Raw genomic sequence first — 16,232 nt, forward strand, 5'->3', positions numbered from 1 at the left:
AACGGAGACCTGACATGAAACGCGAAGACCTCACCGAGAAGCTGCTCGACATCAAGCGCGAGAAGGGCTGGAGCTGGAAGCACATCTGCGACAAGATCGGGGGGTATTCCGAGGTCCTCATCGTCGGCGCCATTCTTGGCCAGATGAAGCTGACGAAGCCGCAGGCCGCCAATGCCGGCGAGCTGTTCGGCCTGTCGAAGGCGGAGACGGCGATGCTCAACGAGGTGCCGATGCGCGGCGCCGGCACGCCGATGCCGCCGACCGATCCCTTGATCTATCGCTTCTACGAGATGGTGATGGTGAACGGCCCGGCCTGGAAGGCGCTGATCGAAGAAGAATTCGGCGACGGCATCATGTCGGCGATCGACTTTGACATGGGAATCGAACGCGTCGCCAACCCGAAGGGCGACCGCGTCAAGATCACCATGAGCGGCAAATTCCTGCCGTACAAATATTACGGCGCCAGCGGCAACGTGCCGGAATACGGCTTCAAGGAGGAGTGACCGCGGCGAAGGCGGCGCGCAGGTCCTTGATCGGTGCCATCTCGCGAACATAGGTGAAGGAGCCATTCTCCTTCATCTCGCGCGCGCCCTTCAGGAAGGCGGCCAGCGCGTATCGCGACATGGCGCCACCGACGCTGATGCGCTTGACGCCGGCCGCGGACAATTGCGCGAGCGTCAGCGTCGGATCGGCAAAACCCATCACGAGGTTGAAGGGTTTTCCGACCGAGGCGACGACCGTCCTGATCGTGGCAAGGTCGTGGACCCCGGGGGCGTAGAGGACAGCCGCGCCCGCCGCTTCGTACGCCTGAAGCCGCCGGATCGTGTCGTCGAGATCGTTGCGCCCGTGAAGAAGGTTTTCCGCCCGCGCCGTCAGCGTAAAGGGAAACGACAGCGAGCGCACCGTCTCGACGGCCGCCTGCACGCGCTCGACCGCCAGCGAGAAGTCGTAGATCGGCCGATCGCGGTCGCCCGTCGAATCCTCGATCGAGCCGCCGACCGCACCGGCCTCGGCGGCGCGCCGGATCGCCTCGGCTGCGCGTCTCGGATCGTGCGCGCCGCAGTTTTCCAGATCGACGCTGACCGGAAGATCGGTGGCCTGCGCGATCGCGCGGCAATTCTCGAGGATCGCGTCCAGGCTGACGGTCGAGCTTCCCTGCATGTTGGCAAGGCCGAGGCTCGTGGTTGCAAGCGCCTCGAAGCCGGCCGCGGCGAGCAGTTTTGCGGTGCCGGCATCCCAGGGGTTGGGAATGATGAACGCGCCGGGCCGCTCGTGCAGGGCGCGAAATGCTTTCGCTTTGTCCAATTGGCTCGTCATGGCTCGTCTCCGCTTGACCTTGTCTGCCGGCAAGCCTTAGGGGCATTCTCGCCATCCGCCAAATTTGTTATTCCTCTTATAATCATCAGTTTTTTGCATGAGGTGTCCGCCATGGACAGCGATGCCCTCAATACCTTCCTGACCGTTCATCGCAGAGGCGGGGTCTCGAATGCCGCGAAATTCCTGCATCGCTCGCAGCCGGCGATTTCGCGCCGTATTGCGCTGCTGGAGCAGGAGCTCGGCGTGCCGCTGTTCGAGAGGATCGCGGGCCGTACGCGGCTCAGCGACGCCGGGCGCGTGCTGATCCCCTATGCCGAGCGCGCCGTCGCGGCGGCGCAGGACGCCGAGCAGGCGATACGCGCGCTGACAAAGCAGACTTCGGGGCCGGTTTCGCTGGCCGTGACCGGCACGCTCGCCGACGGCCGCCTGTCGGGCATCATGAAACGGTTTGCCGCGGATAATCCCGCGGTCGCGCTTGCCCTGCGGACCGCGACCAGCGCGGAGGTCTCTGATCTCATCCGGCGCGGCGAGGCCACGATCGGCTTGCGTTACAATACCGACCTGGCCGGCGATCTCGCCTGTGAGCTGGTGCTGAGCGAGGCGTTGCAGGTGGTCTGTGCGTCCGACCATCCGCTCGCCAACAAGCGCGTCAAGCGGCTTGCCGAGCTTCGGGGCGAGCGCTGGATCGCGTTCCCGGAAACGCGCGGCCGCCGTGAGATCGCAGCGGCTCACGTGTTCGCGCTGTTCCTGACGCAAGGCCTCGGGGACGTGGAGTGGACGGCGGTGGACAGCCTCACGGCGCAAAAGCGGCTCGTGGAGGCGGGCTTCGGCCTTGCGCTATTGGCGCGGAGCCATGTGGCGGAGGAGCTGCATGCGGGAGCGATCTCGACGATCACCGTCGGCGATCTCGCCGCGGACCAGCACATCGTCCTGGTGACTCGTCTCGGCGGCTTCCTGAGTGCTGCCGCTCAGCATCTGCTGGAGACCATCCGCCGCGACTACGCCACGTTCGACGGCCCGGCCAGGCGGGGCGCCCAAAAAAGACCGCCGGCGCGCAAGGTCATTGCGCGCCGGCGTCGGGCCTGAACGTATTATTTCCCCGCCTTCACCTCGGCGGCCGCTACCGCGAGCAGCTCGCTCATCTTGGCGCGAATCGCCTGCTCGGTGACGGCGACGTTCTTGGCGGTGAAATCGGCCGTGATCTTGCGCAGGACGTCGGCATCGCCGGCTTCCTCGAAATCGGCCGCGACCACCTCCTTGGCATAGGCGGTGGCGGCATCGCCGGACATGCCGAGCTTTTCGGCCGCCCACAGCCCGAGCAGCCGGTTGCGGCGGGCCTCCGCCTTGAATTTCTGCTCCTCGTCGAGGGCGTACTTCTTCTCGAAACCTTCCTGGCGCTTGTCGAACTCGCTCATGCCTTGTTCCAAATCCCGTGCTGATGGAGCGGGAGCCTTCCGTTGCGGCGACCCGACTGCATGCCTACATAGAGAGCACGAATCGGCAAAACAACGGGCCGTTAAGCCGCAGGGCAAGACGGTATAAGTTGGTGCCGGACGGCCGGATCGATTGTGCTCGGTCAGCCAATCGGATAGGTTGCCTGAAGGCTTGGTTCCCGTTCTGTTTCCAAGGGTTATAGATGGGGTTCCGGGCCGTTCACGGCAGCTCCGCTGTGGGTCGTAAATCCTAGTAACCGGAGCACACCAAATACATGGATTTCAACAAAACACGGTACATCCCCATGAGCCGTCGGCGTCGCATTTATGAAGGCAAGGCAAAGGTTCTGTATGAAGGCCCGGAGCCCGGTACCCTGATCCAGCACTTCAAGGACGACGCGACCGCGTTCAATGCGAAAAAGCATCAGGTGATCGAGGGCAAGGGCGTCCTCAACAATCGGATCTCGGAGTACCTGTTTCAGCACCTCAACGACATCGGGGTGCCGACCCACTTCATCCGCCGTCTCAACATGCGCGAGCAGCTGATTCGCGAGGTCGAGATCGTGCCGCTCGAGGTGGTGGTGCGCAACGTCGCTGCCGGCTCGCTGTCACAGCGCCTCGGCATCGAGGAGGGCACCCAGCTGCCCCGTTCGATCATCGAATTCTACTACAAGAACGACCAGCTCAACGACCCCATGGTTTCCGAAGAGCACATCACGGCCTTCGGCTGGGCGACGCCGCAGGAGATCGACGACATCATGGCGCTTGCCATCCGTGTCAACGACTTCCTCACCGGCCTCTTCCTCGGCATCGGCATCCGCCTCGTCGACTTCAAGATGGAATGCGGACGCCTGTTCGAGAACGAGATGATGCGCATCATCGTCGCCGACGAGATCTCGCCGGACAGCTGCCGTCTGTGGGACATCAAGTCGAACGAGAAGCTCGACAAGGACCGTTTCCGCAGGGATCTCGGCGGCTTGCTCGAGGCCTATACTGAAGTTGCAAAGCGCCTCGGCATCCTCATGGAGAACGAGCGTCCGCAGGGCTCCGGCCCGGTGCTGGTGAAGAGCTGAGGGGATTTTTGACGTGAAGGCACGTGTCACCGTTACCTTGAAGACGGGCATCCTCGATCCGCAAGGCAAGGCCATCGAAGGCGCGCTGAAGTCGCTCGGCGTCGACGGCGTCGCCAGCGTCCGCCAGGGCAAGGTGTTCGACATCGAGCTCGCCGGCGCCGACAAGACCAAGGCGGAAGCCGCGCTGAAGGAAGCCGCCGACAAGCTGCTGGCGAATACCGTGATCGAGAATTATCGGGTGGAGCTGCTCGGGTGAAGATGCGTTGCATCCTCATCTTCGTCGCGGCGCATCCGTTGAGCACGACCAGCATCCACAACGCGCGCCGAGGTCTCTAACCGATACTGCACTAGCGCATCCCGAGGGCCCCAACTATAAGTTTTGGCGGGGCGGCCTGATAGGCCAGGGTTGCGGGAGTATCGATGCGGTCTTACGTTTGCTTGTTGTCGCTGCTCGCCGCGCTGCTGGCGGGCGGCACGGCTTTCGCCGAGGCCCCGAAATCCGGGGCGGAGCGCGGCCCGCCTTTCTCGGTCGGCGGATTCCGCTATGAGCTGAGGCCCAACGACGTCCACATGTTCCTGTGCGAGCAACCCGCCTGCGGTGCGCAGTCGAGGGTGAGCTTTCGGTTCTATCCTCCCGGCAACACAATGACGCTGGAGCAATTTCGGCAAGAGCAGACGCAAATCGTCAAGATGCTGGAGCAACGGACGCCGGGACAGAAGATCTCGATTCTCGGAATTGATGGCGACAGCGGCACCAAGGTGCCACGCCTGTTCAAGGCGCGCCGACTGATGATGAAGCCTGACGGCACGAAGGAATATCAGGTCAGCGGCTATTTGTTTGGCGATCGAGGCGCCGCCAGCCTGATCAGTTCGGCGGCCACCGAAAAAGCCAGCTCCGAAAATTACGCGCAATTCGCCATCGGGGTGATAGTGGTGCTGATGCCGGCCAAGCGCTGAGTGCCGGCGCTACAGCCAGCCCGCTCTGCGAAACCGCCAGTACAGAGAGCCGCATGCAGTCAGCATCACGCCGAGCAGCATGAAATAACCGTACTCCCATTCCAGCTCCGGCATGTGCTTGAAGTTCATGCCGTAGATGCCGGCCAGCGCGGTCGGGATCGCGATGATCGCAAGCCACGAGGCGAGCTTCTTCGACACCGCCGTCTCCTGCGCCTGGCCGACCAGGAGGCTGGCCTCGAAGGCGAAGGCCAGCACCTCGCGCATGGAATCGATGCGCTCCTGGATGTTGCGGACGTGGTCGGTGACATCGCGGAACAGTGGCTGCATGGCCTGCCGCACCATCGACAGCTCGTCATGCTCCAGCCGGCGGCAGACCTCCACCAGCGGCCCGATCGCGTTGCGCAGCCGCAGCAGGTCGCGGCGCAGCATGTAGAGCCGCTCGATCTGCGCCTTGCTGATCGGCTTGGACAGCACGTCGTCCTCAATGCCCTCGACCTCGTCGTGAATGCTCTCGAGCACGGGCGAGTAATTGTCGACGATGAAATCGAGGATCGCATAGAGGATGTAATCCTCGCCGCGCGCGAGTGCCCGCGGGCAGCTTTCGCAGCGTTCGCGCACCGGCGTGTAGGACGTCGAGGCGCCGTGGCGCACCGAGACCAGATAACCTTCGCCGACGAAGATGTGGGTCTCGCCGAAGGCGATGCGGCCCTCGACCAGCTGCGCCGTCCGCGCCACGATGAACAGGGCCTCGCCATATTGCTCGATCTTGGGTCGCTGATGGGCGTGGTTGGCGTCCTCGATCGCAAGTTCGTGCAGGTCGAATTGCTTCTGCACCGCGCCGAGCAGCGCCATGTCGGGCTCGTGCAGGCCGATCCAGACCACGTGGCCGGGCTTGGCCCGCCAACTCGAGGCCTCGCTGATGGCGATATTGGCGATACGGCGGCCATCGACATAGGCGCCGGCGGCGACGACGCCCTCGGTGGACACGGGCTCGGAGTGGGATGTGGGCAGCGACGGGACGTTCATGGCTTCAATCCCGGGCAAGATCGCGGGCAAAAGTGCCTCGGCTATGGCCTGTGTACAAGGCCGTCCGGCAAGGCTAGCACTGGTAAAATCCCCGTCAAATGGCTATGTCTCTTCACGAATTGGCCCTTTGGCCAGCCCGATTCCCATCACCGTCGGAACCCGAACATGAAAGCCGCCATCCTCGTCTTTCCCGGAATCAACCGCGAACGCGACATGGCGCGTGCACTGAGGATGATCTCGGGCAGCGAGCCGGCGATGGTCTGGCACGCCGAGACGGCGTTGCCTGCGGGCACGGATCTCGTGGTGGTGCCGGGTGGCTTCTCCTACGGCGACTATTTGCGCTGCGGCGCCATTGCCGCGCGCGCGCCGGTGATGGACGCGGTGCGCGACTATGCGGCCAAGGGCGGCCTCGTGCTCGGCGTCTGCAACGGGTTTCAGATCCTGTGCGAGTCCGGCCTGTTGCCGGGCGTCTTGATGCGCAACGAGCGGCTGAAATTCATCTGTCACGACGTGCATCTGCGCGTCGAGCGGTCCGACACGCCGTTCACCCGCGGCTATAATGCCGGACAGGTGATCCGCGTGCCGGTCGCCCATGGCGAAGGCAATTACGAGGCGGATGAAGAGACCATCAAGCGGCTCGAAGGCGAGGGGCGGGTGCTCTATCGCTACTGTTCCGCCGCCGGCGTGGTCGACGATGACAGCAACATCAACGGCGCGGCGCATTCGATCGCCGGCATCGTCAACGACAAAGGCAACGTGCTCGGCATGATGCCGCATCCGGAAAACCACGTCGAAGACATCATGGGCTGCACCGATGGCCGCGGCCTGTTCGCGGGCCTGACCGCGCATCTGGAAAAGGCCGCGTGATTTCGTTCGGGCTGAAGCGGTCACTCGCCGCGATCGCGGCGCTGTCGCTCGCGTCATTTTCGCTCGCAACTGGCGCGTTCGCGCAGGATTATCCCAAGCGTCCTGTTACCATGATCGTGCCGTTCGCGGCCGGCGGCACCTCGGACGTGATCGCACGCGCCGTGGCCGAGCAGATGGGCATCGCGCTCGGCCAGACCATCGTGATCGAGAACGTTGCGGGCGCCGGCGGCTCGACCGCGCTGGCGCGCGCCTCCCGCGCCGAGCCCGACGGCTACACCATCGCGATCGGCAATGCCGGCACCAACGCCGCGACCTACACGATCTATCCAAAACTGCCGTTCACGCCTGACTCCTTCGTGCCGATCGCCATGGTCGCGAAGACGTTCGGCATCATCGCGCTGCGCAGGGACTTTCCGGCGAAGGACCTCAAGGAGTTCATCGCCTATGCCAAGGCCAATCCCGGCAAGATCAATCTCGGCCATGCCGGCGTCGGCTCCTCGAACTATCTGATCTGCAAGAGCTTCGTCACCGCCGCGGGCATCGACGCGACGCTGGTCGGCTATCGCGGCGCCGCGCCCGCGCTCACCGACGCCGTCGGCAGCCAGATCGATGGCGTCTGCGATGCCGCCGCGTCGGTCTCGCAATCGATCAACGAGAAGCTGGTGAAAGGGCTCGTGGTCGGCTCGACCGTGCGGCTCGCCACGCTGCCCGACCTGCCGACGTCGGTGGAGGCGGGCCTGCCCGAATTCGAGGCACAGGGCTGGAACGGCCTGTTCGCGCCGAAGGGCACGCCGGCGGCCGTGATTGCCAAGCTGAACGCCGCAGCGCGCACGGCCGTGGAGACCGACGCGGTGAAGAAGCGCTTTGCCGACCTTTCGACCGTTGCGCCCGATGCAAGCGAGCATACGCCGGAGCTGCTGCAGCAGCTCGTGACGCGAGACGTCGAAAAATACCGGAAGATGCTGGCGGACGACGCCAACAAGTAGCCGCGTTCGGCAACGATCTCATGAACCTGCGTCGCGTTTGGGGCGACTGACTCTTCGTCGCCGTCACAGGTGCGTGCGTCCAGGTTCGCCCATTTCGCGGGCAGGGGCAACTCAAAGTTGTTTCCCTGCGCGAGTTGCGATATCAGGAAGCGGCGCTGCCGTTGTGCTGTCCGGATGTCACATGCCCGTCGCTTTGGTCGTTCTGCTGCTCGATATCACCCTGATCTATCACGCCTCGCGAACCGGACGGTTGCGGCCCTGGGCCTTCATCATCCTGATGGTGCCGCTGATGGGCGCGATCGCCTATATCGCGGTCGAGCTCATTCCCGAATGGTTTTCCAGCCCCGGCGCGCGGCAGGCGCGCCAGCGTGTTGCCAACCGGCTCGATCCCGAGAAGCGCTATCGCGAGCTGTCCGACCGGCTGGCCGGCACCGACACCATCTCCAACCGTGCGGCGCTGGCGGAAGAGTGCGCAAATATCGGCCGGTTCGCCGAAGCGGAATCGCATTACGATCACATCCTGAAGCTGTCGATGGGCCACGATCCCGCCTATGCGCTGCGCAAGGCGCAGGCGCAGTTTGCCGCCAGCCGCCCGGCCGATGCGCTCGCCACGCTGGACGATCTGCAGAAGCAATGGCCGGACTTCGATTCCGCCGACGCGCATCTGCTCTATGCCCGCGCGCTCGCCGAGGTCGGCCGGCTCGACGAGGCGCTCGAGGAATATCACGCGCTCGCCGGCTACTTCCCCGGCGCCGAGGCGCGGGTGCGCTACGGCATGCTGCTGCAAACGGTCGGCCGCAGCGCCGAGGCACGCATGGTCTTCAACGAGCTCCTGATCCAGATGCGGCGCGCGCCGAAATATCTGCGCAAGGCGCAGGCCGAATGGCTGTCGATCGCGGAGAAGCAGATTTCGGCTTGAGCGGCGAGCTTACCGCAGCTTCAGACGCTCCGCCGGCACCGTCATGGCCGCAACACCTGCCATCACCAGCAGCAGGCCGAGCGCGAGGTTGGACGGCACGCTCTCGCCGAGCAGCAGCACGGAGAGGCCGACGCCGATCGGGATGCGCAAATAGCCTTGCGCGTTCGTGGTCAGCGTGCCGAGCCGGCCGAGGCAGACGTAGAACAGCATCAAGCCCAGCGCGCTCGAGACGATTCCCATGACGATGGTGGCGACGATTGCGGTCGAGGTCGGCTGCAGCGTCCAGGGCTGATCGATGATCAGCGAGGGCGGCAACAGGATGAGGCCGCCGAACAACAGCGAGCCGGCCGCCACCACCATCGGGTCGTATTCGGAGAGGCGAAGGCCGAAGATCGTGGCGCAGGCAAAGGAGATGGTCGCGAGCAAAATCGCGATTTCCGCCACGATCTCGCTCCCGAAGCCGCGCAGCGCGTCGAGGCCGACGATGAGAACCGTGCCGGCGAGTCCCAAAATCGCGCCGGCGAGCTTGAGCAGCGTTGCCGGCTCATGCCGGGTGATCAGCGAGGTGATCAGGAACGCGAAGATCGGTGTCGTCGAGGCCAGCACCACCGTGTTCGACGCCGGCACATATTGTTGCGACCAGGTGATGATCAGGAACGGAAAGGTCGAGTTGATCAATTGCTGGGTTGCGAACAGCTTCCACGCCTTCGCGTCGGTCGGGACCTTGATGCCACGCATCCACAGGATCGCGAACAGGAAGGCAGCCGCGATCAGCGAGCGTGCCGAGATGAAGGTGATGGGCGGGATGGTGGGAAGCGCCAGCTTCGCCAGCGGATAGGTCGAGCTCCAGCAGCAGGCGAGCGCGAGCAGCAGCGCATAGTCGCGCCAGTTGCGCGCGCCGGTGGCGGCCATGGACGGCAACGGCGATGAAACGGAGGCCGCTGAACGCCCCGCCTCCGATGTGCTCTGCGGCACCTTGTTCCTGCTCCCCGGCGCGATAGCGCTTGCCGGGAAGTCTGGGCGAGGGCGCGTGAAAAGGGAAGCCGCCGAGCTATGCGTTTGGCTGAGGTAGCGCCTTCCGCTTCATCCGCTTGATCGTGCCGGAAAAGGTCAGCAGCACGCGCTCGCCGGACATCATCTTGCCGCGCAGGAAGATCAGCGAGCCGCCGGCGCGGGTGACCTCGCCGGTGCATTCGATCAGCTCGCCCTCGCGTGCCGCGTCGAGGAATTCGCAGGCAAAATTGGTCGTCACCGCCCGGCTGTCCAGGACATGGGTGGCGATCGCAAACAGGGAGTAGTCGGCAAAGGCCATGTAGCAGCCGCCGTGGACGTTCCCGGAGCCGTTGAGGTGCTTTTTCTCGACCCGGAAGGCGCTGCGGACGCTGCCGTCCGCCTCGATCCGGTGCCAGAAGGGGCCGACATGGGACTCAAAACTGTCGCGAATCCAGGTCCGCCAGCCCACAAATTCGCCCTCGGTGGCGACGTGGAGGTCGGGGCGGCGGGGCGGGGGCGCTTTGGTCAATTCGTGCAAGGAAATGGGCCTTCAATTGCGGGTCTTTAGCTCTTAAATCCGATCCGTCCGCGCCGTGCAATTCCTGTTCCCGCCGTCCCCGCCTGCAAAACGTGGGACAGCGGGAAAATGCGCCAGAAAGGGCTTTCCGGAAGCCCCCGATGTTCCTAAGAACGGCCAAACCGCCGCCGAAAGCCTCGAATCCATGAAGAACGAACCCAAGATCACCCCCGAACTGGTTGCCGCCCACGGGCTCAAGCCCGACGAATACGAGCGCATCCTGAAGCTGATCGGGCGGGAACCGACCTTCACCGAGCTCGGCATCTTCTCGGCGATGTGGAACGAGCACTGCTCGTACAAGTCGTCACGCATCCATCTCAAGGGCCTGCCGACCAAGGCGCCCTGGGTGATCCAGGGTCCCGGCGAGAATGCCGGCGTGATCGACATCGGCGACGGCCAGGCTGTGGTCTTCAAGATGGAGAGCCACAACCACCCGAGCTACATCGAGCCCTATCAGGGTGCGACCACCGGCGTCGGCGGCATCTTGCGCGACGTGTTCACGATGGGGGCGCGGCCGATTGCCTGCCTGAATGCGCTCAGCTTCGGCGCGCCCGAGCATGCCAGGACCCGGCATCTCGTCTCCGGCGTCGTTGCCGGCGTCGGCGGCTATGGCAATTCCTTCGGTGTGCCGACCGTGGGCGGCCAGGTGCGCTTCCACACCCGCTATGACGGCAACATCCTCGTCAACGCGATGGCGGTAGGCCTCGCCGATGCCGACAAGATCTTCTATGCGGCGGCCTCCGGCGTGAACATGCCGATCGTCTATCTCGGCTCCAAGACGGGGCGCGACGGCATCCACGGCGCCTCGATGGCCTCGGCCGAGTTCGATGACAAGTCCGAGGAGAAGCGCCCGACAGTGCAGGTCGGCGATCCCTTTGCCGAGAAGCTGCTGCTCGAAGCCTGCCTCGAGATCATGGAGAAGGGCTGCGTCATCGCGATCCAGGACATGGGCGCGGCGGGCCTGACCTGCTCGGCCGTCGAGATGGGCGCCAAGGGCGACCTCGGCGTCGACCTCGATCTCGATGCGGTGCCGACCCGCGAGACCGGCATGAGCGCCTACGAGATGATGCTCTCGGAAAGCCAGGAGCGCATGCTCATGGTGCTCAAGCCCGAGAAGGAAAAGGAAGCCGAGGCGATCTTCAAGAAGTGGGGCCTCGACTTTGCCGTGGTCGGCTACACCACGCCGAGCAAGCGCTTCGTCGTCAAGCATGGCGGTGACGTCATGGCCGATCTGCCGATCAAGGAGCTCGGCGACGAGGCGCCGCTCTACGACCGTCCGCATGTCCCCTCCGCCGCGTTGCCGGTCGTGCATGCGCGCGACGTGCCGGCGCCGATGGGCCTCGGGCCTGCGCTGGAGAAGCTGATCGGCTCGCCTGACATGTGCTCTAAGCGCTGGGTCTGGGAGCAGTACGACCACGTCATCCTCGGCAACACCATGCAGCGTCCCGGCGGCGATGCAGCGGTCGTGCGCGTCGAGGACGGGCCGAAGGGCCTCGCGCTCACCGTCGACGTCACGCCGCGCTATTGCGAGGCGGACCCGTTCGAAGGCGGCAAGCAGGCGGTGGCGGAAGCCTGGCGCAACATCACCGCGGTCGGCGGCAAGCCGCTCGCGATCACCGACAATCTCAACTTCGGCAATCCTGAACGGCCCGAGATCATGGGCCAGTTCGTCGGCTGCCTGAAGGGCATCTCGGAAGCCTGCCGCACGCTGGACTTTCCGGTCGTCTCCGGCAACGTCTCGCTCTACAACGAGACCAACGGCCGCGCGATCCTGCCGACGCCCTCGATCGGCGGCGTCGGCCTGCTCGACGATTTCACCAAATCTGCCTCGCTCGCCTTCAAGGCCGAGGGCGAAGCGATCCTCCTGGTGGGCGAGACCCATGGCTGGCTCGGCCAGTCCGTTTACCTGCGCGATATCTGCGGTCGCGAGGAGGGCGCGCCGCCGCCGGTCGATCTCGCCGCCGAGAAGCGCAACGGCGATTGCGTGCGCGGCATGATCCATGGCGGTACCGCAACCGCCGTGCACGACCTCTCCGACGGCGGTCTGTTGATCGCGCTGGCCGAGATGGCGATGGCGGGCGGCATCGGGGCCAAGCTGCTGGCGGCGCCGACCTCGCTGATCTCGCAGGCCTATTGGTTCGGTGAGGACCAGGCGCGCTATCTCGTCACCGTGCCGGAAACCGAAGCCGGCCGCGTGCTCGCCAAGATGCGCGGCTGCGAAGTGCCCTGCGTGCGGATCGGCACCACCGGCGGCGATGCGATCGCGATCGCGGGCGAAGCGCCCGTGGCGATCGATGCGCTCCGTAAGTCGTTCGAGCGCTGGCTGCCGGAATATATGGGTGGGAAGGCGGCGTAGCGACGCCATCCGTCATTGCGAGGAGCCACCGGGTCCCGCCTTTGGCGGGCCCGATGACAGGCTCCGCGACGACGCAATCCACACTGCTGCCTGCGGTGAGATGGATTGCTTCGCTGCGCTCGCAACGACGATAGGAGGCCGTTGCCGCTTCCTCAAAGCACCTTCGTCGCGCCCGGGATCTGCCGCAACGCTCGCGTCAGCGCCCAGCTCGCCATGACTGTCAGTACAAATCCGATCGTGGCCTTGACGATCGCCGGCAGGCCATAGTCGAACAGCCAATATTGCAGCCACAGTGCGATCGGATAGTGCACCAGGAACATGCCGAACGCGTCGCTCTGCATTGGATCGAGCAGCTTGGCTGAGCCTGATTGCCTGAACCTCTGGAAAAAGGCCAGGATCAGAAACATGATGGCCACGCTGAAGACAGTGAAGCAGATGGCATAGAGCGCTTCATACCAGTCCGGCAACGGCGACGGGTTGCCCAGTATTTCGCGCTTGATAAAGATCAGCACCCACAAGAGGCAATACGGAACGATCGCCAGCACCATCCAGTCCCAGCTGACCTTTGCCATCCGGCCGTCGACAGCGAGCAGCCCGCGATCCATTTGCGCAACGCCGATGCCTGCACCGAAAAAGAAGTAGGTCGCGTAGAGCATCACGCGCCCGTGCTGGACCGAGAACGGCCCGAACTCGAACCAACTGCTTGGTCCGAAGTGAACCCTCCCAGGAATGTAGAACGCCGCGGTGACGGCAAGCATGACCGCGAAGAACACGGCGGGCCGACGGCGACCGTGTAGCGAGAGGCGATTGATCGGATCGAGCAGATTGGGCGACAGCCGGTGCAGCAGGCAGGCAACCAGGTCGAAAGCGAACAAGACCCAAAGGAACCAAATCGGCCCGCTCGGCCACGGGCCCTTCGTGACCATATTCCACCAGAATTCCGAAAAGCCGATCTCGGGATGCTGCCGCAGGGAGATCGCGTAGTAGGCGAGCGGAATGACCGTAAGGGCGCAGATCGCGAAGGGTAAGCCAAGCCGAAGCAGGCGATCTGCCAAATAGCTCCGTGCTCCCTTCCGGGCGATGCCAGACCAGGCGAACAGCCCCGACAGGAAGAAGAACATCGCCATGAAGAAACTGTCGGTGGCGAGCACGATCATGTCGAAGCCGAAGAAGTACTTCGGATCGGTATGACCGAAATAGGTATAGGGGATCACCGCGTGATGCAGCAGCACCACCAGAGTCAGGAAGGTGCGGGCGCGATCAATCGCCAAATTGCGCGCCTTGCTCTTCGGCGCGGCATGCACCTCCGCGCCGATCGTCGCTGAATCTGCCATCGTCATCTTGGTCGCCCCCGCACTCCTGCCCCGGGCTGGACTGTGCCGCCGCGAGCCGGATTCAGCAAGGCTCGTTTGCGCGGTAGTTGAGCCCCACTTGAGCCCGACTTGGGGTCCTGACACCCGTAGGAACCAGTTCCGCGCAGCGAAGTTAGCGTCCGCCGAAGGGAAGGGCTGACGGCCGCGACAAGCGGCACAATTCGGAGCTGGCAATGACGATCCTGAAATGGGCGCTGATCTTCCTACTTGTCTCGATCGTAGCCGGCGTGCTCGGTTTCACCGGCATCTCGACCGTCTCCGCCGATATCGCCCGCTTCCTGTTCTACGTCTTCGTCGTGATCTTCCTGGTGCTGCTGATATTGGGGCTCACGATCTTCAGGGCGTAGCGGGCAGTAGGTCGGACCGGAACGGGGCGCCGGCCCCCAGGCGCAGGCCGTCAATGGCTTGCGAACGGTCTTATGCGAGCCATCAGCTCCGCCAAGAACTCATCGGGGCGATCGAACGGAATGAAATGGTCTCCGCCGCGAACCCAGACGAATTCCTTATGCGGGGCCGAGATCAGGTTGAAAAACTGCTCGGCGGGTCCTCCCGGCGTCACGGCGTCTGCATCGCCCTCGATGAAGAACATGGGTATTGAAAACTCGAACCCCATTGAGGCCATGTCGCTCTGAAACATCGGCCCGTTCCGACCCGTCAGGTACTTTGCCGAGAAGGCGGCGCCCTTCCGCCAATTGTACAGATCAAGCAGCGACACGTCCGGCATGAAGAGCGGCGGGATGGGACCGGCCAGCTGGAAGCCGTCGGCGAGCGGCAGACCCAGCACATTGCTCCATTTGTCCGCAATCAGGCGATTCTCCGGGGTGAGGACCGGCTGTGAAGCGATCGGCGCCAACTCGGCCAGAGCCTCCTTGTTGGTGGCCGCTGCCGCAAGCCGCTGCAGGCGCGCGATCGTGAGCTCGAAGGCCTTCTCGAAGGTCTCCCTGCCGACCACCTGGCCCGTGCCGACATAGGCCGAGAACAGATCCGGACGTTGCTTCGCCATTCGAATTCCCAGGAATGAGCCCCAGGAATGCCCGACCAGGACGATCTTGTCCTTGTGCAAATGCGTGCGCAGGTACTCGGCCAGTTCGATGCCGTCTTGCGTCATCCGCTCCAGTGTCATCGTGGGGCCGAGCGCGTCTCCAGCCGCGCCAAAGGTGCGCCCCGTGCCGCGCTGGTCCCACTGCACGACGGTGAAATGCTTCTCCCAGGCGCGCCAACCCGAGGAGATCGGCAGGGTGGAGCCGCCGGGGCCGCCGTGGACGAACAGGAGAACCGGGTTATCCCGATCCGCGCCGCGGATTTGAATCCATTGCTTGATGCCGCCGATCTCGATGAACTCTCCCTCCTGCACGCCGGCAGGAGAGCGGATCGCGAGAGTTTGGGCAGCAAGGTGCTGACGATAGGCACGAAAACCCAGCCCGGCAGCAGCGAGCACAACAAGGATGCCGGACAATCCCAGCAACGAGACCCCAATCAGTCTTGCGGCCCGGCGCGGCATCTCGTGCCTTGTGTCGACTGGAAGGAGGCGATCCAGGATCGCCCCGGCGTCACAGCGCGTGCGCCTACCCCACTTCCTCGATCTTCACCTTATCCGGATAGAAGGCGAGATGGCCGGAAATCTCGCTCATCGCGGGAAAGGGCGTCTCGTAGGTCCAGATCGCATTATCGAGCACCTTGCCGTCGGCCTTAACGCTGTAATAGCTCGCATCCCCCTTGTAGGGGCAGTGGGTGACGCGGTCGGTACGCGCCAGCAGGGCCATGTTGGTGTCCTCCCGCGGCACATATTGCACCGCCGGATATCTGGCCTCCTTCAGCGTCAGCGCCTTGCTGGTTTCGGCGATCACGATGTCGCCCGCGGTGACACGGACGCGGCGGGGATTTGGGGTGATGGTGATGGGATGGTCGGGCCCTGGAAGCTTCATGATTTCACACCTTTTCGATCAATCTGCCGCGCGCGGCACTTTGTCGTGCCTTTATCCTGATGGGATCATGGATATAGTGCCGGAAAGCGTGACGCAGAAGTCCGTTCACGCTAAGTTTGGCCCTGCCGGAGAGGGGACCCCGGCAGCGATTCGAGACCAGAAGGAGCAAGACCCGAATGCCCATGGACGCCCACGATATCGAGGCGATGATCAAGGCAGCGATCCCCGATGCCGAGGTGACCATCCGTGACCTCGCCGGCGACGGCGACCACTATGCCGCGACCGTGATCTCGGAATCTTTCCGCGGCAAATCCCGCGTCCAGCAGCACCAGATCGTCTATCAGTCCCTGCGCGGCCAGATGGGCGGCGTGCTGCACGCGCTGGCGCTGCAAACTGGCGTGCCGGGCGCTTGATCTGATCGCGCGACGGG

Annotated in this window: 19 protein-coding genes; 11 read left to right on the top strand and 8 right to left on the bottom strand. The window is 64.2% G+C overall.

Going from position 1 to position 16,232, the window contains the following annotated elements; all coding sequences use genetic code 11:
* Nucleotides 1–14: 14 nt before the first annotated feature.
* The gene (cynS, locus tag BM190_RS22195) at nt 15–503 is read left to right on the top strand and encodes a cyanase (RefSeq protein ID WP_018316603.1); all 489 of its coding nucleotides are present in this window, start codon (nt 15–17) and stop codon (nt 501–503) included.
* On the opposite strand, the gene BM190_RS22200 is transcribed toward cynS, so the two are convergent.
* On the bottom strand, nt 490–1,317 hold the full coding sequence (locus BM190_RS22200; RefSeq protein WP_092259036.1) for an isocitrate lyase/PEP mutase family protein: 828 nt from the start codon (nt 1,315–1,317) through the stop codon (nt 490–492). The genes cynS and BM190_RS22200 overlap by 14 nt on opposite strands.
* A 111-nt stretch (nt 1,318–1,428) precedes the next feature.
* Here BM190_RS22200 and BM190_RS22205 point away from each other — a divergent pair, with 111 nt between their 5' ends.
* Entirely contained in the window at nt 1,429–2,403 is a 975-nt protein-coding gene (locus tag BM190_RS22205) for a LysR family transcriptional regulator (RefSeq protein WP_092259332.1), read from the top strand.
* 5 nt (nt 2,404–2,408) lie between these two features.
* Here the strand turns inward: BM190_RS22205 and BM190_RS22210 are convergent, their stop codons facing one another.
* A complete protein-coding gene (locus BM190_RS22210; RefSeq protein ID WP_028142839.1) occupies nt 2,409–2,732 on the bottom strand; it encodes a DUF1476 domain-containing protein in 324 nt (107 codons plus the stop codon).
* A gap of 323 nt (nt 2,733–3,055) precedes the next feature.
* Here BM190_RS22210 and purC point away from each other — a divergent pair, with 323 nt between their 5' ends.
* The 3 genes from purC (at nt 3,056) to BM190_RS22225 (ending at nt 4,780) form a co-directional block, all read left to right on the top strand.
* The gene (gene purC / locus BM190_RS22215) at nt 3,056–3,823 is read left to right on the top strand and encodes a phosphoribosylaminoimidazolesuccinocarboxamide synthase (RefSeq protein WP_173015815.1); all 768 of its coding nucleotides are present in this window, start codon (nt 3,056–3,058) and stop codon (nt 3,821–3,823) included.
* Between the two features lie 13 nt (nt 3,824–3,836).
* Nucleotides 3,837–4,079, top strand: a complete 243-nt coding sequence (purS, locus tag BM190_RS22220; protein ID WP_092259039.1) for a phosphoribosylformylglycinamidine synthase subunit PurS — start codon at nt 3,837–3,839, stop codon at nt 4,077–4,079.
* 185 nt (nt 4,080–4,264) lie between these two features.
* Complete coding sequence (locus tag BM190_RS22225; protein WP_312012515.1) at nt 4,265–4,780, top strand: hypothetical protein; 516 nt, start codon at nt 4,265–4,267, stop codon at nt 4,778–4,780.
* Between the two features lie 9 nt (nt 4,781–4,789).
* On the opposite strand, the gene BM190_RS22230 is transcribed toward BM190_RS22225, so the two are convergent.
* Nucleotides 4,790–5,806: a magnesium and cobalt transport protein CorA gene (locus BM190_RS22230; protein ID WP_018316597.1), complete on the bottom strand. Its 1,017-nt coding sequence runs from the start codon at nt 5,804–5,806 to the stop codon at nt 4,790–4,792.
* Nucleotides 5,807–5,971: 165 nt separating this feature from the next.
* Between BM190_RS22230 and purQ the strand changes: the two genes are divergently transcribed.
* The 3 genes from purQ (at nt 5,972) to BM190_RS22245 (ending at nt 8,578) form a co-directional block, all read left to right on the top strand.
* The gene (purQ, locus tag BM190_RS22235; RefSeq protein ID WP_018316596.1) at nt 5,972–6,673 is read left to right on the top strand and encodes a phosphoribosylformylglycinamidine synthase subunit PurQ; all 702 of its coding nucleotides are present in this window, start codon (nt 5,972–5,974) and stop codon (nt 6,671–6,673) included.
* Nucleotides 6,670–7,659, top strand: a complete 990-nt coding sequence (locus tag BM190_RS22240) for a tripartite tricarboxylate transporter substrate binding protein BugD (RefSeq protein ID WP_177237218.1) — start codon at nt 6,670–6,672, stop codon at nt 7,657–7,659. Before purQ ends, BM190_RS22240 begins: the two co-directional genes overlap by 4 nt.
* A gap of 181 nt (nt 7,660–7,840) precedes the next feature.
* Nucleotides 7,841–8,578 carry a tetratricopeptide repeat protein gene (locus BM190_RS22245; protein WP_092259042.1) on the top strand — a complete coding sequence of 246 codons (738 nt, stop codon included), beginning with the start codon at nt 7,841–7,843 and terminating at the stop codon, nt 8,576–8,578.
* 9 nt (nt 8,579–8,587) lie between these two features.
* On the opposite strand, the gene BM190_RS22250 is transcribed toward BM190_RS22245, so the two are convergent.
* On the bottom strand, nt 8,588–9,553 hold the full coding sequence (locus BM190_RS22250) for a DMT family transporter (RefSeq protein ID WP_092259045.1): 966 nt from the start codon (nt 9,551–9,553) through the stop codon (nt 8,588–8,590).
* Nucleotides 9,554–9,629: 76 nt separating this feature from the next.
* Nucleotides 9,630–10,109, bottom strand: coding sequence for a PaaI family thioesterase (locus BM190_RS22255; RefSeq protein ID WP_177237219.1), 480 nt, complete (start codon nt 10,107–10,109; stop codon nt 9,630–9,632).
* Nucleotides 10,110–10,293: 184 nt separating this feature from the next.
* Here BM190_RS22255 and purL point away from each other — a divergent pair, with 184 nt between their 5' ends.
* Complete coding sequence (purL, locus tag BM190_RS22260) at nt 10,294–12,504, top strand: phosphoribosylformylglycinamidine synthase subunit PurL (RefSeq protein ID WP_018316589.1); 2,211 nt, start codon at nt 10,294–10,296, stop codon at nt 12,502–12,504.
* Nucleotides 12,505–12,656: 152 nt separating this feature from the next.
* Here purL and BM190_RS22265 read toward each other — a convergent pair whose 3' ends face one another.
* A complete protein-coding gene (locus tag BM190_RS22265; protein WP_092259047.1) occupies nt 12,657–13,844 on the bottom strand; it encodes an acyltransferase family protein in 1,188 nt (395 codons plus the stop codon).
* A 206-nt stretch (nt 13,845–14,050) separates the two neighbouring features.
* Between BM190_RS22265 and BM190_RS22270 the strand changes: the two genes are divergently transcribed.
* Nucleotides 14,051–14,224, top strand: coding sequence for a DUF1328 domain-containing protein (locus BM190_RS22270; protein ID WP_018316587.1), 174 nt, complete (start codon nt 14,051–14,053; stop codon nt 14,222–14,224).
* A 50-nt stretch (nt 14,225–14,274) separates the two neighbouring features.
* On the opposite strand, the gene BM190_RS22275 is transcribed toward BM190_RS22270, so the two are convergent.
* Both BM190_RS22275 and BM190_RS22280 read right to left on the bottom strand, forming a co-directional pair.
* The gene (locus tag BM190_RS22275) at nt 14,275–15,378 is read right to left on the bottom strand and encodes an alpha/beta fold hydrolase (RefSeq protein ID WP_092259050.1); all 1,104 of its coding nucleotides are present in this window, start codon (nt 15,376–15,378) and stop codon (nt 14,275–14,277) included.
* A 64-nt stretch (nt 15,379–15,442) separates the two neighbouring features.
* Nucleotides 15,443–15,802, bottom strand: a complete 360-nt coding sequence (locus BM190_RS22280) for a DUF427 domain-containing protein (protein WP_018316585.1) — start codon at nt 15,800–15,802, stop codon at nt 15,443–15,445.
* Between the two features lie 176 nt (nt 15,803–15,978).
* Between BM190_RS22280 and BM190_RS22285 the strand changes: the two genes are divergently transcribed.
* Nucleotides 15,979–16,215: a BolA family protein gene (locus BM190_RS22285; protein WP_018316584.1), complete on the top strand. Its 237-nt coding sequence runs from the start codon at nt 15,979–15,981 to the stop codon at nt 16,213–16,215.
* Nucleotides 16,216–16,232 lie beyond the last annotated feature (17 nt).

The sequence above is a fragment of the Bradyrhizobium sp. Rc3b genome, assembly GCF_900114915.1.
In the GTDB taxonomy this organism is placed as follows: domain Bacteria; phylum Pseudomonadota; class Alphaproteobacteria; order Rhizobiales; family Xanthobacteraceae; genus Bradyrhizobium.